Source organism: Streptomyces sp. NBC_01390, from assembly GCF_045040105.1.
Classification (GTDB): Bacteria; Actinomycetota; Actinomycetes; order Streptomycetales; family Streptomycetaceae; genus Streptomyces.
In genome coordinates, this window is the sequence record NZ_CP109551.1 from 648663 (window position 1) to 674431 (window position 25769).

Genomic DNA, 25769 nt, shown 5'->3' on the forward strand with positions numbered 1-25769 from the left:
ACCGCGCGGCAGCCCCACGCCCGTCCCGTCACAGGTCCGTAAGACCTCGGCCAAGCCGCTCACGCCCGTTTCGCTACCCTGCCGAACGGCGCCAGGGCTCGCGTGCCCGTGTCCGGGCGGATCACGAAGCGCCGCGGGTCGATGCCCGCCATGATCGCCGCCGCGAGCTTCTCCGCGGTGAACACACCTTCCGATCCGGCCCGCCTACCCTGACCGCCCGTCACCGAAGTCAGGCCTACGAGGCCAGTCGGTGCGAAGAGACTGCGGGCCGAGCCGGGGACGACGCGCGCCCCTCAGCCGCGCGCTTCCTGTCATCGACAGACGCGCGGGTGCTCCAGGTGTGGATCCCGTGCAGCATCGCGTCCAGGTAGCGGCGGCCGGAGTCGAGCCGGGTCTCCAGGTCGTCGGCGTGGATCTGGGCGGCGTAGGCGATCCCGCACATGAGCGGCCGCAGATCGTCCCAGGTGACCATGCCACGCACCGCCCCCGCCGCGTGCGCGCGCTCCAGCAGGCGGCCGGCCAGGGAATCCATCGCGTCGGCGAGTTCGGTGGTGCGGGCCAGGACCTGGTCCGGCGCGGAGCGCACGGCGGTGATGGAGGGGTCGGTCAGCTGCGCTTCCAAGGTGGTGCCCAGGAAGTTCCCCAGCGCCTGGGCCGGAAATCATGGTGTCTCAACGGCGAAGATTCTGCACAGCGCCGGCAGCCATCCGCGTTGCCTCGCAGACGGCTGCGTCGTTCCCGTTCTTCAGGGCTTCTTTGAGCTCGCCGACGGCGGCCTCGACCTCGGTCCTGATGCCGCCCGGCACAGTGTTCGCGTGGTCCTGGATGAACTTCTCGGTGGAGTAGACGAGTTGCTCGGCCCGGTCGCGCGTCTCGGCGGCTTCACGACGCTGACACTCCCACTCCGCGTACCGCTGGGCCTCACGCACCATGCGCTCGAGGTCGGCCTCTGGCAGCGCGGATCCGCCGGTGGCCGTCACGCGTTGCTCCTCGCCAGTGGCCAAATCCTTGGCGGAGACGTGCATGATGCCGTTGGCGTCGATGTCGAAGGCGACCTCGATCTCCGACTCGCCGGACTTCGCGGGAGACAGACCGGTCAGTTCGATCGTGGCGAGCTTATTGTTGTACGCCGCGATCTCGCGCTCACCCTCGTAGACCTTGATCTCCAGCGCGGTCTGGTTGTCCCGTACTGTCTCGATGATCTCGGAACGCTTGGTCGGGATCGTGGTGTTGCGTTCGATGACCTTGGTCATGATGCCGCCCTTGGTCTCGATGCCGAGGGACAGAGGGGTGACGTCGAGCAGCAGGATGTCCTTGACCGCGCCCTTGAGGATGCCGGCCTGGAGGGCGGCGCCGGCGGCGACCGGCTCGTCCGAACGGACCCGTTGGCGCTCCTTGCCGCCGGTGAGTTCGTCGACCAGCTCTATGAGGGCGGGCATACGTGTCGATCCTCCGACGAGGATGACGTGGTTGATCTCCTTGAGGCTGACGCCGGCGTCCTTGATGACGTTGTGGAACGGCGCCTTGCAGCGCTCCAGCAAGTCCGCGGTGAGCTGCTGGAACCCGTCCCGGGTGAGCCTCTCGTCCAGGTGCAGCGGGCCCTCGGTGGAGGCCGCGATGTAGGGCAGGTCGATCATGGTCTCGGTGGTCGAGGAGAGTTCGACCTTCGCCCTCTGCGCGGCCTCGCGCAGGCGCCGAAGCGCTGCCCTGTCCTTGCTGAGATCGACGCCGTGGTCGGCGGCGAATCGCTCGACCAGATGGTCGACGATGCGCTGGTCCCAGTCGTCACCGCCGAGTGCGTTGTCGCCGCTGGTGGCCTTCACCTCCACCACGTCGTCGCTGATCTCCAGCAGCGACACGTCGAAGGTGCCGCCGCCGAAGTGGACGACCACGACTGTCTCGTCGTCCTTGTCGATGCCGTAGACGAGAGCGGCGGAAGTCGACTCGCTGATGATGCGCAGGACGTTCAGCCCCGCGATCTGGCCGGCCTCCTTGGTGGCCTGCCGCTCGGAGTGGTTGAAGTACGCCGGGACGGTGATCACCGCATCGGTGACCCGCTCGCCCAGGTACGACTCGGCGTCCCGTTTCAGCTTCTGCAGGATGAACGCGCTGATCTGCTGCGGCGTGTAGTCCCTGCCGTCGACGCCTAACTTCCAGCCGGTGCCCATGTGGCGCTTGACCGAACAGACGGTGCGGTCCGCGTTGGTCACCGCCTGCCGCTTGGCCGCCTCACCGACCAGCACCTCACCGTTCTTCGTGAAGGCGACGACGGACGGCGTGGACCTGTCACCCTCCGCGTTGGTGATGACGGTCGGCTCACCACCTTCAAGAACACTCACCACCGAATGAGTCGTACCAAGGTCGATCCCCACAGCACGAGCCACCGTGCACTCCCCCCAGCCGCCGCGGCGACAGCCGCGCGTCAAATTCCCCTCCATCAGGATTCCATATCAGGCCAATTCGCACACAGCTCTCCAACGGACCACCGGCTCTCCTTCTGACAAGGGCCAGCCCGCCCGCCTACCTGACCGTCCGTCACCGAAGTCGGCACCGGAGATCCTCGTCCTCGACAAGCCGTCCTCCCACCTGGACCCGGCCTCGCGCCGCGAGCTCGTCGGCATCCCGCGCTCCCTGGACGTCAAGGCCCTGATGGTCACTCACGACCAGCCGTACGCCATGGAGCTCTGCCCGCGCTCGGTAATCCTCAGCGAGGGCGTCATCGCCGCCGACGGGCCGACGGGCGGGACCGTCGCCGACGAGGAGCTCAAGGCCCGGCATCGCCTGGAGCTGCCCTTCCCCTTCGTGCCGAGCTCCGCCGCCTGACTTTGGTCCGACCGGCTGGATGTGCCGGTGGTTCGTGCCGGAGTGCTCCGCGGCGCGGCAGAGTCGAGGTTATGAAGGGAATCGAGCGAAACCAGAAGAAAGTTCACTATCCGGTCATTCACGAACATCAACCTCAGGAGTCGCATGATGCGCCCCATTGGAGCGGCCTGCCTCGGCACGGCCACGCTGGTCACCCTCCTCGCCTGTACCCCCGTCGCAGCCGCCGCGACGGACACCGGTTCCGCCCAGGCCAGGGACAAGGCCCGGATCATCACAGTCCTGGCCGAGGTGCAGCAGCTGTCCCGCTTCCCCGTCACTCCCCCCGTCACCCCCAGCAGCCCCTCGCAGGGCGATCAAGTCGTCGTCCGCTCGGACCTCTTCGACGAGGCACACAACAAGGTCGGCGAGACCCACGGCACCTGCACCACCACCCGGGGCGGCGCCGATGAAGCGGAGCAGTGCGTCGTGACCTACGTCCTCCCGGGCGGCCAGCTCACCGTGCAGGGAATGTACTTCAACTACCTCGACCAGGGTCCCTTCGACAACGCGATCACTGGCGGCACCGGGAAGTTCGAGAAGGCTCGCGGCTCGGTCCACTCCGACACGATCGCCACGGACCCCAAGATCGTGCGGCGCTTCACGATCCGCCTCGTCTGACGGCCCCCGACGTCCACCTGACCCCGGAATCCGACCGTCTCCCCTCGCGTTACACCATTGGAGACAGTCGTACGAAAGGAAGTGCGGGTCAGGGGACGTCCAGGGCCGCTCACCCTTCAGATCGTCAAACGCACCGACGACATGAGCGGGTTCGTGGTACTTCCACGCAGGTGGGTGGTGGAGAGGACGCTGAGCCGGCTGACGCGCTCGCGGCGCCTTGCCCGGGACTACGAGACCCGGCCCGAAAGCAGCGAAGCCGCCGTCCTGTGGTCGCTGACCATGCTCATGGGACGCCGCCTCGCCCGCCACCGGAGCCGAAACGTCACCCGGCAGCCCGCCTCGGCGTGAACACCCCGGGACGCTCCTCGGCCGGCCGGCCCCGCTCCAGCAGCCGCTTCACCTTCGACGCCACCCCCTCGACCTTCGCCGGCACCGACTCCGGCGGGTGGCCGTGCGGCCAACTCCCGCGCCCGCAGCCCTGACCCGCCCGCCTCCGCCTCCGCCTCCGCCTCCAGCACGCCCACCAGCCGCTGGTAGTCCGGCGCGCGCACCTCCATCGTCAGGCCCACCCGCCAGTGCGGCACCACCGAGCCCGCCACCGGGGCCTCGGCAACGGCCGGCGCCGACTCCGGCGAGTGGTCGGCCTCCGGCTCCGGCCCGGACAGGGCCTCGGCCGGCTCCACGCGGGCGATGGCCCGTCGCTCCAGCACCGCCTCCGCCTTCGCAAGCTCGGGAGGCAGAAAGTGTTGAGGCGCCCTGACCTGTCTCGGTTCCCCGCACGTCATCCTCCCCCCTGTCCTCACCCGCCCATCGGGTGACGAAGCGCACCGCAGAGGCCGGCAGACCCCTGTCTTCGTCGGTGTCGCCAGGCGCCGGTACCGGCCGTGTGGTTCGTCGCGCTCGGCCGAACTGGCCTGCCGGGCAAGATCCTTGTCCTGCGGGGCACGTCGACCCCAAGTGGGTTGCCCGGTTCCGGTGGCGGCCGATCAACTGGGACTGTCACATCTCGGCGAATGGCAGTGCGCCCTCCGCGAGAGCGATGACAGCCGCGCTACGAGCCCCACCGCAACCCCTTCCTCGTCGGCGCCGCGCCTTCCCTCCCCACCACCGCTCTCCGCCCGCGTTCCCTCCCCTCCGGCATTTCCCGATCTCCCACGGCACAGGAACCGCGTACCAGATGACCAGCATTGGACAGCCAGTGGACAGCCGCCGAGCCCCGGCAGCCGCGGACAGCGGTACCCACCCGGCCGGCGGTACGCGCGCGTGAAATCCAGGATCGATCCGCTGACCATCGCGGCGATGACGGTCACCGTCGTCTCCATATCGGCCACCGCTCCCCTCACCGCCGCTGCCACCGCCTCACCGCTCGCCATGGCCTTCTGGCGCAACTGCCTGGGCTTCGCCGTACTCGGACCGCTCCTCCTGCTGCTGCGCCGCCGAGAGGTGGTGCGTGTCGTGCGCGGTGAACGCGGCATCCTGCGCCGCGAACAGTGGCGGCCCCTGGTCTTCGGATTCCTCGCCGCCACCGCACTCGCCCTGCACTTCGCGGCCTTCATGACGAGCACCCGGCTCACCTCAGTCGCCATGTCCACCGCCCTCGTGGCCACCCAGCCCGTCTGGCAGGCCCTCATCGCCGCAGGTCAGGGCGTCAAGTCCTCTCGCAGGACCTGGACGGGACTCTCGCTCGCGGTGGTGGGAGCGGCTGCGGCCGCCGGCCTCGACATCAGGTCCGGCGGTACGGCGCTCCTCGGCGACCTGCTCGCCCTGGTCGGGGCCGTCGCCCAGGCCGGATACACGGCCCTGAGCGAGAAGTCGCGCGCGGACGTGAGTACACCGCTCTACTCGACGTTCACCTCGCTGGTCTGCGGCATGGAACTCCTCGCCGTCTGCTGGCTGGCCGACATCCCGCTGACCGGCTTCGACCGGTCCACCCAACTGTCGCTGCTCGGACTGCTGCTCCTCCCGCAGATCCTGGGACTCGGCTCACTGAACTTCGTCCTCGGGAGAACGTCGGCGACGACGATGAGCGTCCTGCTCCTGCTGGAGACCCCCGTGGCCGCGCTCGCCGCCTGGTGGTTCATGGACCAGAACCTCGCGCTCGCGACGGTCCCCGGGCTGCTGCTGATCATCGTCGGCGTCACGGTCGTGGTCACCAGCGGCGGGGAACAGCTCGCCCCGGCGCTGGACGAACACGGCGTGGAGATACCGATGCCGGCCTATCCCCCGCACATCCCCCAACCAAGGTCCGTGACGATGCAGTTGACGCTTCCTCGCCTGATCGGGCGGCCCCCCGGGCGGGACCCCAGACTGGACTGGGCGAGGCACACCGAGAGTCCGACCGTCACGCTGACCTATCACGGTGCCGGAGCGTTCGACACCCTGCACATGCGCAGACCCCGACCCAAGGTGGCGGAGAAGAAGTACGTGGACGATCCCACCGTGTCGCTCACGGCTCCCACCCGACGACGGTGACCTGACGGTCAGGCCAACAGACCGTCAGGCCATCCGGCCATCGAGACCGGGCCGGCCGACCGGGTGGGGCTGACGAGGCCGCTCTCGTAGGCGATTGTGACGAGGTGGGCGCGCGAGGAGGCGCCGAGCTTTCGCAGGATCCGGTTCACGTGGGACTTGACGGTGAGCGGGCTGATGCCGAGGAGCTGTGCCAGCGTCCTGTTGTCCGGCTGGGTGGCGATCAGGGCGAGCACCTGGCGCTCCCTGGTCGACAGCCCGCCCAGTACGGGACTCGGTGGGGTGGCGGGGATCCTCGTGGTGCTGGACGGCGAGGAGATGACCGTGCCGCCCTGGCCGATCAGCGTGAGCGCCGCCACGAACGGGGCTGCCTCGATACGGGGATTGAGGATGCCGGTGACTCCGACTCGCAGAAGCGAACCGGTCTCCTCGCCGGGGATGTCGCCGATGACGGCCAGTGCGCTGTGGGTGGCGGCGCGGCGCAGGGACAGCAGTGTGGTGGTCCGTGGGGAGGGGGTCAGGGCCGCTGCGTCGATGAGGACGATGTCGGGCCTCAGGGAAGGGAGTTGGGCCAGCGCGCGGGCGAGGTCGGGGAGCTGGGCCTGGACGGTCAGGAGGGCGGAGTCCTCGATGACGCGTGCGTAGGCGTCGCGCGTGAGAGCGGCGCCGGCTGTCAGGAGTACCCGGTGCATCGTTCGTCCCTTGGGTCGCTGCGGGGAGGGCGGGGCGGCGTATTCAGGAAACCGGCTGCGATTCCCTCTGGTCCCCCTTGTCCTCCTTGCTCTCCTTGCTCTCCTTGTCCTTCTGGCCCTTCTGGAGGCCGGCCCCTTCGATGTCGAGGTCGGGCAGGATCCTGTCGAGCCAGGCCGGCAGCCACCAGGCGCCCCGCCCGGCGAGGGCGAGCACCGCGGGTACGAGGGTCATCCGTACGGCGAAGGCGTCGATCGCCACGCCGACGGCCAGGGCGAACGCGATGGGTTTGATCAGGGAGTCGTCCAGGGGGAAGAACCCGGCGAAGACGGTGAACATGATCAGTGCGGCCGCGGTGACGACCCGTACGCTGTGCCGCGCGCCGTCGATGACCGACTGGCGGGCCCGGCCGGTGTGAGCCCATTCCTCGCGCATCCCGGACACGAGGAACACCTCGTAGTCCATGGCCAGTCCGAACAGCACGCCGATCAGGATGATCGGCAGGAAGCTGACGACGGGGCCGCTGTGCGGAACGTCGAGGACGTCGGCGAACCAGCCCCACTGGAAGACGGCGACGACCAGCCCGAGCGAGGCGCCCACCGAGAGCAGGAAGCCGACGGCGGCCTTGACGGGGATGACCAGTGACCGGAAGACGATCATCAGCAGAAGCAGGCTGAGACCGACGACGATGGCGACGAAGGGCAGCAGCGAGTCGCTGAGCCGGTTGGAGACGTCGATGTTGACGGCGGTGGTGCCGGTGACCGCGACCGCGGCACCGGAGGTCTCATGGATGCCGGGCGCGGCCTCGCGGATGTCATGGACGAGCTGGCCGGTGCGGACACTGTCCGGGCCGGAGGCGGGCAGGACGGTGATGACGCTCTGCGTCGGGTCGCTGGTGGGCTGGGGCGCCAGGACGGCCTTGACGTTCTTGAGGGTCCGGAGCTTCTGGGCCACCAGCTCGCCGGCCTGCGCGCTCGTGGCGGCCGTGCCGTTCTCCGTCTCGGCCAGGACGAGGAGCGGGCCGTTGAAGCCGGCGCCGAACTTGTCGCTGATCGTGTCGTAGGACCTGCGCTCGGTGGAGGAGTGCGGGGCGGAGCCGTTGTCCGGAAGGGCCAGGCGCATGTCCATGGCGGGCAGGGCGAGGGTCACCAGGATGCCGGCCACGGCGAGCACCGTCAGCAGCGGCTTGGCGATGACCCACCTGGTCCAGCGGGTGCCCAGCGGGACGCGGCCGGTGGTTCCCTCGCCGTCTGTGCCTGTGGCTGCCTCGGCGTCGGCGGCCCGTCGGGCGGCGCGGCTGCCGGGCTTGGGGGCGAGCCGGGAGCCGGCGAATCCCGCGACGGCGGGGACGAGGGTGATCGCGGCCAGGACGGCGATGAGTACGGCTCCGGCGGCCCCGAGGCCCATCGTGGTCAGGAACGGGATGCCGATGATGCTCAGCGCGGCCAGCGCGATGATCACGGTGGTGCCGGCGAAGACGACCGCGCTCCCGGCCGTGCCGGTGGCCAGCGCGATGGATTCCCTGGGGTCGGCTCCGCGGGCCAGCTGCTGTCGGTGGCGCGAGAGGATGAACAGGACGTAGTCGATGCCGACGGCCAGGCCCAGCATGAGGGCGAGCGTGACGGCCGTCGAGGAGATGCTCACCGCGGGCGCGAGGGCGAGCAGTCCGGCCAGTCCGACCGCCACGCCGATCAGCGCGGGCAGCAGTGCCATACCGGCGGCCAGCATTGAACCGAACGTGACGACGAGGACGAGCAGGGCCACGGCCACCCCGATGATCTCCGACGGGCCGACGTGGACGCCCTTGCTGCTGTAGACGGACCCGCCCACCGACGTCTTCAGCCCGTCCCGCTCCGCCGCGTCGGCCGCGTTCTCGATCGCGGCCACGGACGATTCACCGACCTGCGCGTTCTGTACGGGGTACTGGACCTGGACGATCGCCGTGGTCCCGTCGGCCGAGACGGCGCCGGATGCGCGTGGGTCGACGACCTCGCCGACCTGGGGAGCCTTCCGGGCTTCCGTCACCGTCCGGGCGATGGTCGCGGCGTAGGCGGGGTCGGTGATCCGGTGGCCCTCGGGAGCGGTGAAGACGATCTGGGCGCTGGCGCCCGACGCTTCCGGAAGGGTTTTGCTCAGGCTGTCCAGCGCACGCTGTGACTCGGTGCCGGGCACCGCGAAGCGGTCGTCGAGCTTGCCGCTGAAGACGCTGACGCAGGTGATGAGCGCGGCCAGGACGAAGAGCCATATGCCCAGGACGAGCTTTCGGTGCCGGTAGGCGCTGTGGCCCAGTCGGTGGAGCAGAACGGCCATGACGAACTCCCTGGGACAGTGGGGATCCTTGATCGGTAGGCCGACTTTATCACCTGCTCAAGTCGAATGATCGAGTCGATCGACTGGTGTGAATGCTCTGGTCGTCGTAAGTACAGGTCAAGGGTTGTTTTCGGGCGACAAAATAGAGCGACATGGTCACATGACCATGTCGCTCTATGTGGGGTGGGGGGCGCTACTGCTCCCGGCCGTCCTCAGGCCGCGGACGCCAGGTTCAGTCGGCCGTCGGCCATGGCCACCACCGCGGCCACGAAGGCCTGGAGGCAGGCGTGCTCGGCCTCCTCGTCGGGGTGGGAGAGGTGCTGGGTGGTGAGTCCGTCGAAGCCGGCGAGGAAGAAGCGCGCGATCGTCTCGGCGGGCTGGGCGAGGGTCTGTCCGGTGCGGTCGGCCGCCTCGGTCACCAGTCTCGCCGTCACCTCGGTGATGCCCCGGTGGTGGCTCTCCAGGGCCTCGCTCAGGGCGGGGGAACGGAGCGCGAACAGGGTCAGTTCCGTGAGGAGCTGATGGCTGGCGGGCTGCTCGCGCACCGTCTGCCACAGCGCCGTGGCCAGCACGACGGCCGTCTCCTCGAATCCGGCGTCGGCCGGCGCGGCCCGCTCGACCTGGGCGATCAGATCCTGGGTGAGCTGCTCCATGACGGCGCGGTACAGCCCCTCCTTCGTGCCGAAGGTGTAGTGCACCGTGGCCTGGGCCACCCCCAGCTCGGCGGCGATGGCGCGGGTGCTTCCGGCCGCGACTCCTTCCCGTGTCATGTAGTCGATCGCTGCTTTGATCAGCTGAGGACGGCGCTCGGCCGCGGGAACATGAGCCATGACCGCATCCTAGCGACTGAGTCCTGTGAACCAGTCGCCCGAACAGATCCCGGTTTCGCCACCCGGCCACCGGGCCGCACGGCCGCTGGGGTCCGGTCCCTGGCCGCGCGGGTCAGTTTCCGCTGAACGGCGGGTGAATACGTTTCCTCCAACGCCCGTCAGGAACAGCCGTGAAGCGGGATGAACGAGGAGGCAGGCCTGTGAAGGAAAGCCAGTTCGATACGTGCGTGATCGGGGCGGGACCTGCCGGGCTGGCGGTCGCCAGGGCCCTGGCCGAGCGGAATCTGCCGTACACGCACCTGGAGCGGCACACCGCGCCCGGCGGTATCTGGGACATCGACAACCCCGGCAGCCCGATGTACGAGTCGGCGCACTTCATCTCCAGCAGGACCCTGTCGGGGTTCGGCGGTTTCCCGATGCCCGACCACTTCGCGGACTACCCGCCCCACCGGCAGATCCTGTCCTACCTGCGCTCCTTCGCCGACGCCTACGGGCTGACGGACCGTATCGAGTTCGGCGTCGCCGTCGAGAACGTCGAGAAGAACGCCGACGGCACCTGGACGGTCACCCGGGCCGACGGGCACAAGAGCACGCACGGGCAGGTCGTCGTGTGCACGGGCTCGCAGTGGCACCCCAACATCCCGGAACTGCCCGGGGAGTTCAGCGGCCAGGTGCGGCACACCGTCGGCTATCGCGGCGCGGAGGAGCTGCGGGGCAAGCGGGTCCTGGTCGTGGGCGCGGGGAACTCCGGCTGCGACATAGCCTGCGACGCGGCCCGGACCGCGGACCACGCGGTGATCAGCATGCGGCGCGGATACTGGTTCATCCCCAAGCACCTGTTCGGCCGGCCGGTGGACACCATCGCCAACAGCGGACCGCACCTGCCGATGTGGCTGGCGCAGCGGCTCTTCGGCGCCCTCCTGCGGATCATCAACGGTGATCCGACACGGCTGGGGCTGCCGAAGCCCGACCACAAGCTGTTCGAGACCCACCCTGCCATCAACTCGATGCTGATCCACCACCTCCAGCACGGCGACATCACCGCCAAACCCGGGATCGCCCGCACCGAGGGCAGCACCGTGCACTTCACCGACGGCACCAGCGACGACTTCGACCTCGTACTGCTGGCCACGGGGTATGTGCACAAAGTGCCCGTCGCGCAGCGGTACTTCGGCGACGAGCAGCACCCCGACCTGTACCTGTCGTCGTTCTCGCGCGAGCACACGGGGCTGTTCGGCATCGGCTTCATCGAGACCAACTCGGGCGCGTACCAGCTCTTCGACTCCCAGGCGCAGTTGATCGCCGGGTACATCCACGACGCGCGGCACGGGCTGCCGAACGCGGAGCGGTTCACCCAGCGGATCCGCGCCGACCACCCGGACCTGTCCGGCGGGCTGAGGTTCGTCGACTCGCCCCGCCACACCGGCTACGTCGACGGCGCCGCCTTCGTGAAGTACCTCGGCAAGGTCGCGGCGGAGATGGGCTGGCGCACCGCCGGGCAGCCGCCGCGTGTACGGTCCGCGCGGCCCGTGGAGGCGACGGCATGAGCGGGTTCGACTTCACGGGCAAGGTCATGCTGGTGACCGGCGGCGCGGGCGGCATCGGCAGCGCGCTGTGCAGCCGCTTCGCCTCGGGTGGCGCCCGCTGTGTCGTCGTCGACATCGACGGGGTCCGCGCCATGAAGGTGGCCGCACAGCTTCCCGGCTCCGGGCACATGGGCATCGGCTGCGACCTGCTGGACCGCGCCCAGGTGCAGCGGTTGTTCGAGGTGGTCGCCGACGAGCACGGCCGTCTCGACGTCCTCGTCAACAACGTGGGCATGACCAGCGCGGAACGCTTCGACGTCCGCAGCGTCGAGAGCATCGAGCTGGAGATCGCCCTCAACCTGACCTCACCGCTGGTCGCGACCCGGATAGCCGTCCCTCTTCTCCTGGCGTCCCAGGACGCCCGGGTGGTCACCACGGTCTCCCTGGGCGGGATCTTCCCGCTCGGCGAGACCCCGGTCTACACCGCTTCCAAGTTCGGGCTGCGCGGCGCGATGCTCGCCATCGGGCTGGACCTCAGGAGCAAGGGCATCCTGGCCGGGTCGGTGCTCCCGTCCGCCACCGACACCCGGATGCTGCGTCAGGAAGCCGTGGAGGGCGGCAACTCCATGCAGTTCCAGGACCGGCCGCAGCAGCCCGCCGACGTCGTCGCGGCCGTGGTGAGCCTGCTGAACAGGCCCCGGCTGGAGGCCTATCCGCGGCCCGGTGAGTCCCGGCTGGTGCGGTTCGCGATGCTCGTGCCGAACCTGCTGCCCCGGATCCTTCCGCTGTTCCGCAGGCGCGGTGACCGGGGCATGGCCCACTATCTGGAGGAACTCCGCCGACGCGGACTGGCCCGGCGGACCGACGGGCGCTGGGAACTGGTGGAGGAAGCATGACCACGAGCGGGACCACGAACGGGACGTCGGACGAGACGTTGAACGGCACGTCGAACGGGACGCTGCGGGTCGTCAACCCCGCCACCGGTGAGCTGATCACCACCCTGCCCGCCGTGAGCGCCGACGACGTCGCCAAGGCCGCCGAGCGGGCCCGTCGGGTCCACGACACCGGGGTCTGGTCGCGGCTGCCGCCCCGGGAGCGCGGGGCGGTGCTGCTGCGGCTGGCCGACCTGATGGAACACGACGCCGAGATCCTCGCCCGGCTGGACAGCGAGGACGCGGGCAAGCCGATCACGGAATGCCGTACGGGCGACGTGCCCGGGGCGATCGAGTCGATCCGCTGGTTCGCCGAGGCGGCCGACAAGCTCTTCGGCCGGGTCGCGCCGAGCGGGCCCGACGGTCTCGGCCTCATGAGCCGCGAACCGGTCGGTGTCGTCGCGGCGATCCTGCCGTGGAACTACCCGCTGGCCATGACCGCCTGGAAGGTCGGACCGGCTCTGGCCGCGGGCAACTGTCTGCTGGTCAAGCCCGCTGAGGCGACCCCGCGCTCGGCCCTGTGCCTGGCCGCCCTCGCCGCCGAGGCCGGCCTGCCCGACGGGGTGCTCACGGTGCTGCCCGGGTACGGCGCGGAAGCCGGCGCCGCCCTCGCCCGCGACCCCCTCGTGGGGGCGCTCTCCTTCACCGGCTCCACCGCGACCGGCCGCCGCATCCTCAGGGACGCCGCCGACAGCAACTTCAAGCGGGTCTCGCTGGAGATGGGAGGCAAGAGCCCCCAGGTGCTGATGGCCGACGCGCTCTCCTACGGCGACGAGCTGATCGACCACATGATCGAGGCCGCGTTCCTGACCATGGGGCAGAACTGCACGGCCGGCTCCCGGGTCCTGGTCCACCGCGACATCGCCGAGGAGGTCCTGGAACGGTTCACAGCCGCGGCGAGCGAGCTCGTCATCGGCGATCCGGCCGACCCACGCACGCAGTTGGGGCCGCTCATCAACCGTGCCGCCGTCGACCGGGTCGCGTCAGCCGTCGAGGCCGCCCGGACCGGCGGAGCCCGGATCCACACCCGGGGGCTGCCGCCCGGGCTACATCCGCGCGGCGCCTACCACCCGCCCACCGTGATCACCGGCGCCCCGGACGGCAGCGACGTCCTCACCAAGGAGCTGTTCGGTCCCGTCGTCACCGTCCAGACCTTCACCTCCGAGGACGAGGCGGTACGGATGGCCAACGCCACCGAGTACGGGCTCGCCGCCTCGGTCTGGACCCGCGACCTCGACACCGCACTCCGGCTGGCCCGGGGCATCGAGGCCGGCGTGATCTCCGTCAACGCCTACAGCGAGGGCGACATCACCACCCCCTTCGGCGGCTGGAAGCAGTCGGGATTCGGGGGAGCGGAGAAGTCCACCGACGCCTTCGCCCAGTGGACCCGGGAGAAGACGGTCTGGATCCGCACCCGCTGAATCCGGCCTCAGAGACGAGCGGTACGCATCCGCTCCCGCAGTCGACCCGGGGAGGCACCGTGCCAGCGGTGCACCGCGCGGCGCAGCGCCCGTTCGTCGGAGAACCCGGCCCGGCGAGCGATGTCGCGCAGGGTCAGCTCCGGGCGCAGGAGGAGCTGCTCGACGCGTTCCCGGCGTACTCCCTCGACGAGTGCCTCGTACGTCGTGCCGCAGTCCGCCAGCCGACGGCGCAGCGTCCGCTCACTCGTCGCGTGCCGCCGCGCCTGCTCGGCGAACGACGGCACCACCGGGAGGCCCTGCGCGACGGAGACCTCCAGCACCTCCAGCAGATCCTGCTGGTCACGGCGGGAGGCCAGGTGCGCGTCGAGCAGCTCCAGGGTCGACGCGTAGCACACCGGATCCCGGCCGGGCATCCGGAAACGGGCCCACGCGGGGTCGACGACCATCCGGTTCGCGGGGGCGCCGAAGCGGACCGGACAGCGGAACAGGCCCTCGTACAGGCCGATTTGGCGCGGTGGCGGAAAGGAGAACTCCACCGCCCTCGGTGCGAAGGCCGGCCCGACGGCCAACCGGGACAGGGTGACCACGGAGGCGAACGCCTCCTCGCTGAGGAAGGAGGCCACGGCCGGGTCCATGGCGGGATCGGGAAGATCGGCGCGCAGCACGAACGCGTCGTCCTCCTCACCCACGGCGGCAGACCACACCACCATCGCCCCGGACAGGTTCTGGTACTTCACCCCGGTCTCGATGGCGTGCCGCAGCGTGTCGTCGGCCATCAGGGCGAAGCCGAGCAGACCCCACGCAGTCAGATGCTGCGCCGCGCCGACCCTCAGCCCCAGATGCTCGTCCCCGGTGAGTTCCAGCGCACGGCGGATCACCGCGCTGCCCTGCCGGTACGACACCCGCAGCGCGGCGGAGCGCATGACCGTCTCGTCCAGACCCAGCTGCTTCAGCAGGGGCCGCAGATCGACACCGCGCTCGTCGGCGACCACGACGAGGAAGCGCAGGATGTTCGGCTGGATCGTCGCCGACGTACTGCGGCTGGTCCCGGCGGGCTCCGCCGCGCCGGGTGCGGGGGACATCGCACTCACTTCCGCCTCCTCTCCTTCGGCCATCACCGTAGACAGCGGACACCACCGGTCGCGCACCCTGGCCGCCGAAGTCCCCTGGACGGCCCCTGACGCCCTGAGCCCGCCCGCCCCGCCTGGCTACGGTTTCCATCACCCGCACGGAATCCGATTCGCCGGCCCCGACTACTCAGTCCGGCAGTTCGCATGGACGGCTCACCTCGGCGCACACAGGAACGAAGGCGCGACAGCATCATGTCCTTTGAACGTCCAGCACGGGTGACCACCGGGCACCCGGTCTCCAGGTCCGGCACGCGTAGGAGTGCGACCCTCGCGTTCGCCGCGCAGGGTGTGTCCGTCGCCGCCGTGTACACGACCGTCCCCGCTGTCACCGAACACCTGGGACTGGCTCCGCTCCTGACGACCGCCCTGATGGTCGCGGTGGCCCTGACGGCAGGCGGCGGCAGCTTCCTGGGGCTGGCCGCGATCCGCCGCGCCGGTTCCGTCGCCACGATGCGCGGGGCCCTGCTGACGGCCGCCGCCGCGCTGACGCTGATCGGGTGGGCGCCCGACGAGGCGACCGTCATCTGCGCGTACATCCTCTTCGGGCTCGCCGTCGGTGCCCTCGACGTCGGGGCCAACACCCGGGCGGCGGCGATCGAACGCGCCTACGGCCGCAGCATCTTCGGCTCCTTCTACACGGCATGGAGCGTGGGTGGCGTACTCGCCGCCCTGCTCACCGCCGGAACCGCCAGGCTGCAGTGGCCCGTCGCCGCCGGGCTGGGCGTGCAGGCGGGCCTGGTACTGCTCCTCGCCACCTGCATCCGCACCCACGCACTCCCCTCCTCCTCCGCCCAGGTGCCGTCGGACACCGTCGCGCAGCCGCCGCTGGGACGCCGTCTGTGGATCCGGCTCATCCCCTTCGGCCTGGTCCTCCTCGTCGTCTACGTCGTCGACTCCACCGTCTCCGCCTGGTCGGCGGTCTACTTGCGCCGGACTCTCGCCGCGTCCCTCACGGTCGCGCCACTGGCGTACGCGGCCTACCAGGCCGGCACCGTCGTCGGCCGCGCCGCCACCGACCGCCTGGTGCGACGGTTCGGGGCGGTCGCCGTCGTCCGGACAGCGGCCCTGCTGGTCGCGGGTGCCCTGGCCGGTATGGCCGCCGCACCGAGCTGGCCGGTCGCCGTTCTCGCGGCCGGAGCGGTGGGTCTGGGGGCGTCCGTGCTGGCCCCGCTGTGCCTGGCCTCCGCCGCACGGCTGCGTCCGGCCGCCTCGGAGGCGGTCCTGGCCCGGCTGAACCTCTTCAACTACGTCGGCGTCATCACCGGTGGCGCGGTGAGCGGACTCCTCGGCTCCACCGGCCAGTTCCGGCTCGCCTACGCGGCACCGGCCGCCCTGACTGTCCTGCTCCTGGCCGCCGCCCGCCACTTCACCCAACGGCCTCCGGGCCCGGTTCGTGCGGACAGCGTCCCGCCCCTCGACCGGGCGGATCCCCAGCCACTGCGTTGATCCCGCCCGCACCCACACCGAGTTGGCTCACGGTCTGCGGTCGCGACCACCATCGCGCCGTGAACACCTGCCGGCATGTCGTGCTGCCTCCGCTCGGCGCCTGACCGGGCGCTGACACCGACGGTTCGACCCCCGGCCCCAACGACACTCGAGTCAGGGGCAGTTGTCGTGTGCCCGGACTCCACCGGCCCGCACCACTCCCCCACCCCGGTCCTCGGCGGCGACGGCCGGGTCAACGCCCTCGACGTGCAGGCGGCACCCGGAGGACAGCGGCAGGAGCAGTGTCCGATGGCCAGGGGGCCACCATCCGGGTTCTCCAGGTGCACGGGCGGGCTCGGCCTTGCGCCGAGCCCGCCGCTCCAAACTCGGCCCGCTCCTGATCGCTCGCTGTGACGCTCACCCGGTTCGGCGTACGTCGTTGCCCGTGAACGTCAGGAACACCAGAACCCGCGTCACGCCACCGACTAGCGCTGCAGTGTCAGCACGCCCGGCCGGTAGGGCAGGAGGCCGTAGTCCATGCCGTCGGAGCTGGGGTCGCGCCCCTGGTAGAGGAACTGCAGATTGCAAGGGTCGATGGTCTTGGTCTGGTCGGGGTTGGTGCGAACCAGATCGCCGTGGCTGATGTCCTTTGTCCAGGCCGTCGCGCCGCTGTTGGCACTGCCGGCGAAGGGGCTGGTCACGGTGTCGGCCTGCGGCTGCGGTGTCCACGTACCGTCCAGGCTGGTGGCCGTGAACGAGCGGAAGTAGCGGCCGTACCCGGTGTAGTTCTGGGCCTCGACGATCATGAGGTACTGGTTCTGCCCCTGAACCTTGTAGACCTCGACGGCCTCGAACAGGTTGAGCGGCGTGTCACTCATGATCTTCGTGAACGAACCGAAGGTGCCCGGGAAGTTGCCGATGGGCATGTCGGCACGGTAGATGCCGCCCTCGTCGTCAGCGAAGAACATGTACATGTTCGTGTCGTCGCCGATGAGGGTCACGTCGAGAGGGCCCCCCTTCGGGAGGGTGCCTGTGAACAGCTCCTGCTGCGCGGACCAGCCGTTGGGGTCGGTGGGGTCGCTCGAGGTGCGGTAGCCGAAGCTGTATGGCCAAGCCCCGTTGTAGGCGAGCACCCAGAGGTTCTTCGGGGCGAAGTAGAACAGCGTCGGCGCGATGCCGTCGAAGGGGATCGTGTTCTGGGTGGCGGTGGCCATGTCTGACCAGTTCGTGAAGGGGCTGAAGGTCGTCAGTCCCCAGCGCCCGTCGTTGCCGGCGAGGGTGTTGTGCGTCGTGGCATAGACGATGTGCTTGCCGTTGTACTTCACGGTGGTGAAGTCCTTGAGCGCGGCCCACCCCGCCTTCGGCTCCGCCAGCGGGCCGGTCGAGGTCCACCGGTACGTCGACGGAAGAGCACACGCGTTGCTCGCCCCGGACAGGCCGGTCCACTTCTGGTTGGCGCCGCCGGTGCACGACCAGAGCCGCACCTCCGTGCCGTTGGCCTTACCCCAGCCCGAGACCTCCAGGCACAGCCCGGACCCCACGCCGACGATCGTGCCGTCGGAGTTCACCCGCCACTGCTGGTTCTCAGTGCCGGTGCACGTCCAGATCTGCACCGGGGTCCCGGCCGTGGTGCCGCCGCCCCGGGCATCCAGGCACTTGTTGCCGTACACGGTCAGCTGGGCGCTGTCCGTCAACGTCCACTGCTGGTTGACTCCACCGTGGCAGTCCCAGATCTGCACGTTCGCGCCGTCGGTCTGGCTGAAGCCCGACACGTCGAGACACCGGCCGGAATCAACACCGCGCACGTCGCTGGTGGTGGCCGCCTGAGCCGGGCCGGCGACGAGCAGCGTCGCCAACGCGGCCAGGGCCGCGACCACGGCGGCGAGCACCGCCGACGGGCGTCCGAGACTGAAACTACGTCTGCGCATAAGGACCTCGTCATCCTTGAGCAAGCGACTCCGGTCCGGCCCGTCAGGGGCTGTCCGGAAGCGGTGTGGTACGACCCTGAATTGTTCGACATAGCGAACACGGGTCGAAGTGTCGAGCAACTGGATGATTAAGGTTCCAGTGATCAGCGTCAACACCTCTCGCAGAATTCGCAAGCGAACATTCACAGACCGAACCGGGCGGCCTCAAGTCCCGTGCTTGTACGGGTCTTTGGCTGAAGGTCAGGCAGCGGCGCGGGCTTGTAGTGGCACCGTTGCAGTACTGGTTGCCGCCGCTCCCGAAAAGGTTGCCGCCCGGTCCCAGTTGGGGGGTGAGGGGCCACGGGCAGCGGGTGCAGGCAGGTGCGGTCGACCGACTGGGGGGAGGCCGGTGCCCTGCCTGTCTCGCGGTGGACGCGGGTGCTGGCCTGCCGCCAGAAGATCGCGCAGGCCCCGCGGAGTCTCGTTGTCGGTGCGTAGACAGGTCGGTGCCCCGCCGATCGCCCACAAGGTGGAGTCGATGCACGAGATCCCCGTGGGCGGGGTCTGGTCCCAGACCGGGATCACCGCCCGGAAGCGGGACCACAGCCACGCGCAGAACAATGGCGTCTCGCGCTCGCTCCCACCACCCGGACCAGGCACTTTCGGGCCCCATCCCCAATCGAACTGCAACCAGAGGCCGGGCTCGGCGATCCACGGCCGGTAAGTACGACGGTGGCCGGCCCGCCACTGTTGCCTTCGCTCGCGCGACCGCCCGCCGCGTCGTCCGCTCGCCCCCGGTGAACCCCATAGCTGGAGGCGTTCGTGAGCTTGTCGGCTCGCACTCTGCACTGCGACAGGTCGACCCACTCCTCAGCCTTCGGCATGAATGGGTCGGTCAAAGATCTTGTGCTGTCCGCTATCAACTCCTAGGCTCCGTGCCGTCCGAAGGATCGGATCACGTTCGCAGTATCGAACACGCCCGGCCGAAGCGGCTTGCTCATGGTGCGCATGCCGGGCATGACAGCACCCGCATCATCCGTCCAGTAAGGCTCTCCCCCCACGCGCCCAGTGCCGGACTTGGACGGGTGCACCTGGTGCTCGTGCGGCGAGCCGTGATCGCCTCCTGGAGCATCGTGTGACGTCGCGAGCGCCAACGTCACGGGCAGTCGTATCCGGCTGCGCGCGGCCGCCGGCATCCGCCCCGGCGCCTCCCGTCCGGGAATCTTTCTCCACAGCACCGACGGCACCAGCTTCACCCACCTGGGGCCCGCGTTCACCGGGAGCCACACCTGGCAGTTCTTCACGGGCTACCGCTTCGCCCTTTCCAACTACGCCACGCAGACACTCGGCAGCTCCGTCCGCATCGCACGGTTCGCGCTGACCACACCCCGAGCGCAGCAACGCCCCTCCCCTGCATCCGACCAGCTGCCCAGCCCCCGACCCCGCAGCACCAGGAAGGACCACACACACCATGACCAGTACCGCCGCCCTCAGGCCAACGGCTCACCCGACCGCAGTGAGATCACCCGCCACCGGTACGAGACTCGCCCGGGCAACCTGGGGGCTGATCCTCATATTGGCGTTCGCCGTCCTTCCCGCCGCGGTGCATCCCACAGCGGCCAGGGCGGACAATCCGATCGTGCAGAACGTCTACACCGCCGACCCTGCCCCACTGGTGTACAACGGACGGGTCTACCTCTACACCGGGCACGACGAGGACGGCTCCAACTCCTCCTTCGTGATGAAGGACTGGCGGGTGTGGTCCTCCGCCGACATGGTCAACTGGACCGACCACGGCTCGCCGCTCAGCCTGGCCACCTTCAGTTGGGCGTCCAGCGACGCGTGGGCGGGCCAGGCCGTCGAACGGGGCGGCAAGTTCTACTGGTACGTGCCGGTGACGGCCCGGGCGACCGGCCGGATGGCCATCGGCGTGGCGGTGGCGGACAGCCCCACCGGCCCGTTCCGGGACGCCCTCGGCCACCCGCTGATCGAGAACAGTGAGATCGACCCGACCGTCTTCATCGACGACGACGGCCAGGCCTACCTGTACTGGGGCAATCCGAATCTGTGGTACGTCAAGCTGAACGCGGACATGACGTCCTACGCAGGCAGCCCCGCCCAAATTCCGCTCACGACCGCGGGCTTCGGAACCCGCACCGACAACCCCGACCGCCCCACGCTGTACGAAGAAGCACCCTGGGTCTACAAGCGGAACGGCCTGTACTACATGGTGTATGCGGCCAAGTGCTGCGCGGAGTTCATCGCCTACTCCACGGCACCCAGCCCGACCGGGCCGTGGACCTACCGTGGAACAGTCATGCCCGCCCAGGGCAACAGCTTCACCAACCACCCGGGCATCGTGGACTTTCAGGGCAACTCGTATTTCTTCTACCACAACGGCGCCCTCCCGGGCGGCGGCAACTTCACCCGCTCGGTCGCAGTGGAGAAGTTCTCCTACAACGCTGACGGAACGATCCCGACGATCAACATGACGACCGCCGGTGCACCCCAGCTCGGTGCGCTTGACCCGTACGTACGCCAGGAGGCCGAGACGACCGCCTGGGGTTCCGGGATCGAGACCGAATGGACCAGTGACGGCGGAATGGACGTCGGCTGGATCGACAACGGCGACTACATCAAGGTCAAGGGCGTGGCCTTCGGGCCGGGCGCGTCCTCCTACACTGCGCGCGTGGCCTCCGCCACCAGCGGCGGCACCGTCGAGCTGCGCCTGGGCAGTCCGAGCGGGACGGTCGTGGGCCGGTGCGGTGTGCCGAACACCGGCGGCTGGCAGGCCTGGACCACGGTGACCTGCCCGGTGAGCGGCGCGACGGGAACCCAGGACCTCTACCTGACGTTCACCGGCGGCAGCGGCTACCTGTTCAACATGAACTGGTGGCAGTTCACCCGCGCCGCGTAACCGCACCGCGTCGACTTGCTCCTCGGGCTGAAGCCCAAGGATTCCGGCTTTCCCGTCCGTTACTGGCCGTACGGGGCACAGTCTTCGGACGGGAATCCGTGGCTTCCTGCTTCGTCGCGCTGTGACCGGGACGAGTCCTGGCCTGACCTGCGCTCCACAGGCTGTAACCGCCAGCCCGGCGGCCGTCTTCACGCCCCCGCCCCCGCCGACGTCCCCGCCTGACATCACCGCCGCTCTGGCGGCGGCGCGGCGCGGAGGCCTCGCCGACGCGCAACACCAGTGAGCGCGCCCCGATCCCCCGCTGCGTCCGCGCCGACCATCCCGCCCTCCCACATCCTCAGCTCCGGCCAGGGCATGGTCGAAGGGTCCGCAACGGGGATGTCAGCGGCCTGACCACGCCGTAACGCCTGGGGTGACCTGGGCGGACTTCGAGGGCGCTGTCACGTTGTTGGGTGCGCGACCGCCTGACAGCGTGCTGGAGTGTGGCCGACCCGGGTGTCGGCCTGGGCCAGGCTGTGCGGGCAGGCCGACGATGCCGGTGATGTGATCCAGATGGCGAAGCGGATGATCATCTCGGCTCGGTAGTGGGTAGCGGACAGGCTGTGGCGGTGGGGTCGGGAGTGGGGTGCGATCCCGCTGAACGCCGCGAAGAAATTTCTGCGCTCCGCCGAAACGTGCGTCGTCCAGCGCGGCCGGCCCCACCATCACCCCCTCGTGACTGTCCGGCATGCTCCCGTCGGCGGTGGTTCCGCCATCGGCTGGACCGACCTGCGCCACCCGCCCGGCATCGGCTCCTGCGGATGACCTGGCCCCCATGCAGGGGTTCGCGACAGGCGCCATCACAGCCCCGACCGGGAGGGCTCCTTGCATAATGCTGCAACGCAACGAAACGAAGTGAAACGCATGGGCCCTCGCTGAGCACGAGAAGACCCAGGCGTACCCCGAGGCTGTCGAGACCGCGCACGCTGACTTCACCACCCTTCATCAGCGCGACCGCAGCCCCAAGTAGTTACTTACCGTTACACGCCACCTGGCGGTAGCCATACGGGAACAGGGCCCGGTTCGGAGGGGCCCTGGCTCACTGTCTGCGGCGGGGTCAGTGCCGTGCGAACTGGACCTGTGTCGACTGCACGACATCGGGGCGCACAGCGATCCCGGTGACGGTCAGCCGTTCTCCGTAGATGTCGGTGATCCTGATCGCGCCACCGCACCCGCTGCCGTCAGGGGAGAGGAAGTAGTTGTAGCCGGTGCGGGCGAGTTGGCGCCAGCCGCTGCTGGTGCGGACCTCCAGCCGGGCGAGCGGGTTGCGGTGACCGAGGGCCTGAATGCCGCACCAGTAGATGCTGGATCCGTCCTTGTAGCGGATCGAGACCGTGCCGACCGAGTCGGCGCTCAGCAAGCTCCAGGTGATCCCGATCCGGCCGGTCTTGATGGGGGCGAGTTTGGCGAAGGCCTGTTCGCTGAGGTCGAGTTGACCAGGTGCGCAGGGCAGGGGGCACACGTTGGTGATCTTGACGGTGACGGAGGCTCCGTTCGCCGCGTGGACGAGCACGTACGCTCCGCAGGCCGCGGCTGTCTCGTAGTCGGTTTCGTTCATCGCCGCGATCATCATGTCGGCGCTCGGGCCGAACGAGCAGGCGCCGTCCCCGACCCCGGCCGGGTAGACGGTGGCGACCCCCTGGTAGGTGGTCTTGGGCCGGATCCGTCCGGCCAGGGATGACGTGGCGGGAGCTGTCCGCGGGGCGGCCGAGGTCGGCGCCGCCGACGGGGACGCCGAAGGTTTCAGGGCCGTGGCGCTCGCCGACGGGGACGAAGCACCGGCCGACGGAGTCACGGAGGTGGCCGACGGGGAGGCTGTGGCGGGCTTCTCCTCCGGCGGTGTCGGCGTGAGCGTCTCCTGTGAGTTGGCCACGGCCGTGGCCGGAGCCGCCCCGGCATCGTCGTTGCCGTCGGGTCGCATCGTCATGACCAGGCAGACGAGAAGACCCGTGACGGCCAGCCCCGTGGTGGTGGCCACCAGCAGACCGCGTCTGTGCCTGCGTTGGCGTGCGGCCCGGCGTGTCTCTTGCATATCCATCCGTTCGGAAGAGCGTGTTGCTGTTGCACTACTCAGTGGCGGCAGCTGCCGAAAAGGTTGCCGCCGATTCGTAGGTCGGGTCGGATGCCGGGAGCGACGGAGGCGACAGACAGCCGGAGGAAACAGCCGGAGAGACACTCTGGGCGCGGTCTCTGTGGCGCCCGTTCCCGCTCGGCCGGCAGTCGGCGCCAGGCGGGCTCGACGTGAGCGGACGGGTCTTCAGTCGGCCGGGCCCCGGCCGTTGGGGCCCGGCCTTGGGACATCGGAACAGCCGTTGGCGTCGAGAACGATCATGGCTTGGCCGGCAGCTTGGCGCCGGAGAGAGGAGGACCCTCTCGGCCGATTCTGCTGGTCGCCCAGGCCCCTGGCCCAGAACTCGCTCGGGCCGTGGACGGCCTGGAGGTCGATCCCGACGCGGAGCGTGGTGCCGATGGCGGCCATGCCGGCCTGGACGACCTGGACGACCTGGTTGTAGTTCATCGCGAAGTCCTCGCGCGGCAGTTCCACGGTGGCCCGGACCACGGCCCGTGGGCCGCCCCACGGGTCGGGACCGGTGCCGAGGTAAGCCAGGTCCAGGTCAACGACCCGGGCCTTGTTTGTTTCCTGACCGCCGACGTCGACGCGGAGGCCGACGGCCCGGCGCGCACGCCACGGGTGGGTGGCGTTGCTGCCGGGCCGTCAGTCACTCACGCGGTCTCACTTCCCGTGCAACGCCTTGCGGCGACGTCCGCGAAGCACCAGCAGGCCGCCGGCGGCGATGACCAGCAGGCCACCGAGGCCGCTGTAGGTGACAGCGCTGCTCGCCCCGGTGGAAGCCAGGGGGCCGGACGTGCTGCCGTTCGGGGTCGGCCCGCCGACGGGTGCGCCGTTCTCCGTCTGCGCCTGTGCCTCCGCCTGTGCCCGGGTGCCGGTCGTGCCGGAAGCGGGGGCAACCGGTGTGGCGGCGGTCGGGGTGGGGGCGGGGACGGCCTTGTCAGCGCGGGCGGTGCCCGGCGCGGACTTCAGCTGAAGGGTGGTGATCGAGTACGGCGGCAGCGTCTGTGCGGCCGCCGTGCCCCGCTTCGCCGTCGTCAGGGCAGTGCCACCCTTGGCATACGACACGGTCGTGACCGACCCTGCGGCCGGGGTGAATCCGGCGTACGAGAGCGACACCTGGGCCGCGTTCTGCGGGCTCTTGTTGATCAGCATGACGTTCAGACCGCCGTTGCGGCTGCGCACCGCGTGCACAGCGACCGACGATGTGCCCGAGGACGACTTGACCATGGTGTCGCCGGGCTGTGCCAGTGCGGTCAGCGAGCGGATGCCCCAGTAGGTGGGGAAGGGCGTCTCGCGCGCCGGTTGGCACTTGCCCCCGGCGCAGGTGCCGGCGGAGAGAATGCCCCCGTCCTGGTAGTCGGTCTGGCCGTTGACGGTGGTGGGTGCTTCGCTCGTGCCGTTGTGCAGGTTCCACCAGTCCACGTTGGTGGCACCCTGCTCGAACCAGCTCATGTAGGTGTCCGGCGCGAACAGGGCCGCGGCCTGGCTGGTCAGGGCGGGCGAGAACGCGGCGTCGGTCTCGGTGACCGCGATCTCCACCGAAGCGGCGTGCGAGCCCGCGTACTTGGCGACCAGCGAGCGCAGCGTGGACGTGACACCGGCGATCTTGGAGGGGGTCTTCAGCAGGTCGGCCGTGGTGGTGCCGCCCGGATACCAGTGGACGATGCCGAAGTCGATCGACTTTCCCGCGATGGAGAGCACCGTGTTGTTCCAGTCGGCGCTGTCACCGGGAGCCTTCACCGAGTCCGGCCAGCCGCCGGGGGTGGTGAGCACCGCTCCGATCTTCACCTTCGGGTCCACGGCCTTCATCGCCTTCGCGTAGGCGACCAGGTTCTTCCCGTACTCCGTCGGGCTTTTGTCGGCGTGCTTGTCGATCTCCCAGCCCTTGCCGTCGCTGTAGTGCCCGTTGCCGTAGACCTCGTTGCCGATCTCCCAGTACTTCACGCCGTAGCCCTTGTCGACGTTGGCGTACTTGACCCAGTCGGCGGCCTCCTGAGGGGTGCCGGAACCGTAGTTCGCGGTCACGATCGGCTGGGCGCCGACCTTCTTCGCGGTGGCCATGAAATGGTCGAAGGTGGTGTTGGGCACGATCCAGCCGCCGTCCTCCATGGTGTGGGTCTTCCAGTGGTAGCCGTCCGCGCCAGAGCCGCCGGGAAAGCGCAACTGCCGAACTCCCGCGCCTTTCATCAGCGAGGTCACCTTGGCGGTGCCCATGTTCTCGTCGCCGACGCCCGTGTTGAGGCCGACACCACTGCTGGGCACCGTGCCCAAGGAGGTACGGGCATCCACACGGATACCGACGGTCGCCGCGGCGCCCGCACTGGGCGCCAGCGCTCCGACACCGGCCGAGGCGGCGAGCACCGCCACCGCCCCCACGACAAAGCGCCGACGCATCCGGCTACGGCGCGGCGTGCGCCCCCGAGGCATCAGCTGCTCGGCGGATCTCGGGTCGTCAGGTGACACGTAGTGCTCCGATCAGGTGTTCACACAGAGGGCGTAGCGCCGCTGACCACGGCTCGCCCTCGTCGGCATCTGTGGCCGGGGGATGCGGTGAGGGGAGAAGATTTTGTCGAGTATTCGATGAAACGCATCGAATACTCGTTACGCACGCTAGTCCGC

General features: G+C 69.6%; 17 protein-coding genes and 6 pseudogenes. 10 read left to right on the forward strand and 13 right to left on the reverse strand.

The genetic code is table 11. The features are described from left to right. Positions 1 to 59: 59 nt before the first annotated feature. The 3 genes and pseudogenes from OG241_RS02680 to dnaK all read right to left on the reverse strand — a co-directional run. The gene (locus tag OG241_RS02680) at positions 60 to 185 is read right to left on the reverse strand and encodes a hypothetical protein (protein WP_405813410.1); all 126 of its coding nucleotides are present in this window, start codon (positions 183 to 185) and stop codon (positions 60 to 62) included. Between the two features lie 50 nt (positions 186 to 235). Beyond that, positions 236 to 646, reverse strand: coding sequence for a hypothetical protein (locus OG241_RS02685; RefSeq protein WP_405826006.1), 411 nt, complete (start codon positions 644 to 646; stop codon positions 236 to 238). Positions 647 to 680: 34 nt separating this feature from the next. Continuing rightward, positions 681 to 2384: pseudogene (dnaK, locus tag OG241_RS02690) on the reverse strand (molecular chaperone DnaK); the annotation flags it as partial. Positions 2385 to 2550: 166 nt separating this feature from the next. Here dnaK and OG241_RS02695 point away from each other — a divergent pair. From OG241_RS02695 to OG241_RS02705, 3 genes and pseudogenes are all read left to right on the forward strand, one after another. After that, positions 2551 to 2823 (forward strand): annotated as a pseudogene (locus tag OG241_RS02695) (cobalt ABC transporter ATP-binding protein); the annotation flags it as partial. A 144-nt stretch (positions 2824 to 2967) separates the two neighbouring features. Beyond that, on the forward strand, positions 2968 to 3480 hold the full coding sequence (locus OG241_RS02700) for a dirigent protein (protein ID WP_405813411.1): 513 nt from the start codon (positions 2968 to 2970) through the stop codon (positions 3478 to 3480). Positions 3481 to 3621: 141 nt separating this feature from the next. After that, positions 3622 to 3696: pseudogene (locus tag OG241_RS02705) on the forward strand (hypothetical protein); the annotation flags it as partial. An 11-nt stretch (positions 3697 to 3707) separates the two neighbouring features. On the opposite strand, the gene OG241_RS02710 reads toward OG241_RS02705, so the two are convergent. Further along, positions 3708 to 4190: a hypothetical protein gene (locus tag OG241_RS02710; protein WP_405826884.1), complete on the reverse strand. Its 483-nt coding sequence runs from the start codon at positions 4188 to 4190 to the stop codon at positions 3708 to 3710. Between the two features lie 553 nt (positions 4191 to 4743). Between OG241_RS02710 and OG241_RS02715 the strand changes: the two genes are divergently transcribed. Beyond that, a complete protein-coding gene (locus tag OG241_RS02715) occupies positions 4744 to 5952 on the forward strand; it encodes a DMT family transporter (protein ID WP_405813412.1) in 1209 nt (402 codons plus the stop codon). A gap of 8 nt (positions 5953 to 5960) precedes the next feature. On the opposite strand, the gene OG241_RS02720 is transcribed toward OG241_RS02715, so the two are convergent. The 3 genes from OG241_RS02720 to OG241_RS02730 form a co-directional block, all read right to left on the reverse strand. Further along, positions 5961 to 6641, reverse strand: coding sequence for a response regulator transcription factor (locus OG241_RS02720; protein ID WP_405813414.1), 681 nt, complete (start codon positions 6639 to 6641; stop codon positions 5961 to 5963). Between the two features lie 43 nt (positions 6642 to 6684). Beyond that, positions 6685 to 8949 carry an MMPL family transporter gene (locus OG241_RS02725; protein ID WP_405813415.1) on the reverse strand — a complete coding sequence of 755 codons (2265 nt, stop codon included), beginning with the start codon at positions 8947 to 8949 and terminating at the stop codon, positions 6685 to 6687. A gap of 212 nt (positions 8950 to 9161) precedes the next feature. Next, positions 9162 to 9779, reverse strand: a complete 618-nt coding sequence (locus OG241_RS02730; RefSeq protein ID WP_405813416.1) for a TetR/AcrR family transcriptional regulator — start codon at positions 9777 to 9779, stop codon at positions 9162 to 9164. Between the two features lie 200 nt (positions 9780 to 9979). Between OG241_RS02730 and OG241_RS02735 the strand changes: the two genes are divergently transcribed. Genes OG241_RS02735 through OG241_RS02745 form a run of 3 tightly spaced genes read left to right on the forward strand, consistent with a single transcriptional unit; the run spans position 9980 to position 13658 of the window. Next, the gene (locus tag OG241_RS02735) at positions 9980 to 11326 is read left to right on the forward strand and encodes a flavin-containing monooxygenase (RefSeq protein WP_405813418.1); all 1347 of its coding nucleotides are present in this window, start codon (positions 9980 to 9982) and stop codon (positions 11324 to 11326) included. Next, positions 11323 to 12201, forward strand: a complete 879-nt coding sequence (locus OG241_RS02740; protein ID WP_405813420.1) for an SDR family NAD(P)-dependent oxidoreductase — start codon at positions 11323 to 11325, stop codon at positions 12199 to 12201. The genes OG241_RS02735 and OG241_RS02740 overlap by 4 nt, the downstream gene beginning before the upstream one ends. Then, a complete protein-coding gene (locus OG241_RS02745; RefSeq protein ID WP_405813421.1) occupies positions 12198 to 13658 on the forward strand; it encodes an aldehyde dehydrogenase family protein in 1461 nt (486 codons plus the stop codon). Before OG241_RS02740 ends, OG241_RS02745 begins: the two co-directional genes overlap by 4 nt. An 8-nt stretch (positions 13659 to 13666) precedes the next feature. Here OG241_RS02745 and OG241_RS02750 read toward each other — a convergent pair whose 3' ends face one another. Beyond that, positions 13667 to 14740, reverse strand: a complete 1074-nt coding sequence (locus tag OG241_RS02750; protein WP_405826008.1) for an AraC family transcriptional regulator — start codon at positions 14738 to 14740, stop codon at positions 13667 to 13669. Positions 14741 to 14980: 240 nt separating this feature from the next. Here OG241_RS02750 and OG241_RS02755 point away from each other — a divergent pair, with 240 nt between their 5' ends. Then, positions 14981 to 16234 carry an MFS transporter gene (locus tag OG241_RS02755; RefSeq protein WP_405813423.1) on the forward strand — a complete coding sequence of 418 codons (1254 nt, stop codon included), beginning with the start codon at positions 14981 to 14983 and terminating at the stop codon, positions 16232 to 16234. A gap of 464 nt (positions 16235 to 16698) precedes the next feature. Here OG241_RS02755 and OG241_RS02760 read toward each other — a convergent pair whose 3' ends face one another. Further along, positions 16699 to 18141 carry a non-reducing end alpha-L-arabinofuranosidase family hydrolase gene (locus OG241_RS02760; protein WP_405813425.1) on the reverse strand — a complete coding sequence of 481 codons (1443 nt, stop codon included), beginning with the start codon at positions 18139 to 18141 and terminating at the stop codon, positions 16699 to 16701. 459 nt (positions 18142 to 18600) lie between these two features. After that, positions 18601 to 19013 (reverse strand): annotated as a pseudogene (locus OG241_RS02765) (IS21 family transposase); the annotation flags it as partial. Positions 19014 to 19260: 247 nt separating this feature from the next. On the opposite strand from OG241_RS02765, the pseudogene OG241_RS02770 reads away from it, so the two are divergent. After that, positions 19261 to 19509: pseudogene (locus OG241_RS02770) on the forward strand (xylosidase); the annotation flags it as partial. A gap of 82 nt (positions 19510 to 19591) precedes the next feature. Continuing rightward, a complete protein-coding gene (locus OG241_RS02775) occupies positions 19592 to 21037 on the forward strand; it encodes a glycoside hydrolase family 43 protein (RefSeq protein WP_405813426.1) in 1446 nt (481 codons plus the stop codon). Between the two features lie 1096 nt (positions 21038 to 22133). Here the strand turns inward: OG241_RS02775 and OG241_RS02780 are convergent. From OG241_RS02780 to OG241_RS02790, 3 genes and pseudogenes are all read right to left on the reverse strand, one after another. Further along, positions 22134 to 23108, reverse strand: coding sequence for an expansin EXLX1 family cellulose-binding protein (locus OG241_RS02780; protein WP_405813428.1), 975 nt, complete (start codon positions 23106 to 23108; stop codon positions 22134 to 22136). Between the two features lie 384 nt (positions 23109 to 23492). Further along, a pseudogene (locus OG241_RS02785) lies at positions 23493 to 23702 on the reverse strand (hypothetical protein); the annotation flags it as partial. 108 nt (positions 23703 to 23810) lie between these two features. Continuing rightward, positions 23811 to 25544 (reverse strand): LPXTG cell wall anchor domain-containing protein, encoded by a 1734-nt coding sequence (locus tag OG241_RS02790; RefSeq protein ID WP_405813430.1) that lies wholly within the window; start codon positions 25542 to 25544, stop codon positions 23811 to 23813. Positions 25545 to 25769: the final 225 nt, after the last annotated feature.

Excerpts from the sequence above, each read along its gene's own strand:
- OG241_RS02790 (WP_405813430.1), bottom strand. The coding sequence starts at position 25,544 with ATGCGTCGGCGCTTTGTCGTGGGGGCGGTGGCGGTGCTCGCCGCCTCG.
- OG241_RS02745 (WP_405813421.1), top strand. The coding sequence starts at position 12,198 with ATGACCACGAGCGGGACCACGAACGGGACGTCGGACGAGACGTTGAAC.
- OG241_RS02725 (WP_405813415.1), bottom strand. The coding sequence starts at position 8,949 with ATGGCCGTTCTGCTCCACCGACTGGGCCACAGCGCCTACCGGCACCGA.
- OG241_RS02740 (WP_405813420.1), top strand. The coding sequence starts at position 11,323 with ATGAGCGGGTTCGACTTCACGGGCAAGGTCATGCTGGTGACCGGCGGC.
- OG241_RS02750 (WP_405826008.1), bottom strand. The coding sequence starts at position 14,740 with ATGTCCCCCGCACCCGGCGCGGCGGAGCCCGCCGGGACCAGCCGCAGT.
- OG241_RS02780 (WP_405813428.1), bottom strand. The coding sequence starts at position 23,108 with ATGCAAGAGACACGCCGGGCCGCACGCCAACGCAGGCACAGACGCGGT.
- OG241_RS02730 (WP_405813416.1), bottom strand. The coding sequence starts at position 9,779 with ATGGCTCATGTTCCCGCGGCCGAGCGCCGTCCTCAGCTGATCAAAGCA.
- OG241_RS02775 (WP_405813426.1), top strand. The coding sequence starts at position 19,592 with ATGACCAGTACCGCCGCCCTCAGGCCAACGGCTCACCCGACCGCAGTG.
- OG241_RS02755 (WP_405813423.1), top strand. The coding sequence starts at position 14,981 with ATGTCCTTTGAACGTCCAGCACGGGTGACCACCGGGCACCCGGTCTCC.
- OG241_RS02760 (WP_405813425.1), bottom strand. The coding sequence starts at position 18,141 with ATGCGCAGACGTAGTTTCAGTCTCGGACGCCCGTCGGCGGTGCTCGCC.
- OG241_RS02720 (WP_405813414.1), bottom strand. The coding sequence starts at position 6,641 with ATGCACCGGGTACTCCTGACAGCCGGCGCCGCTCTCACGCGCGACGCC.
- OG241_RS02700 (WP_405813411.1), top strand. The coding sequence starts at position 2,968 with ATGATGCGCCCCATTGGAGCGGCCTGCCTCGGCACGGCCACGCTGGTC.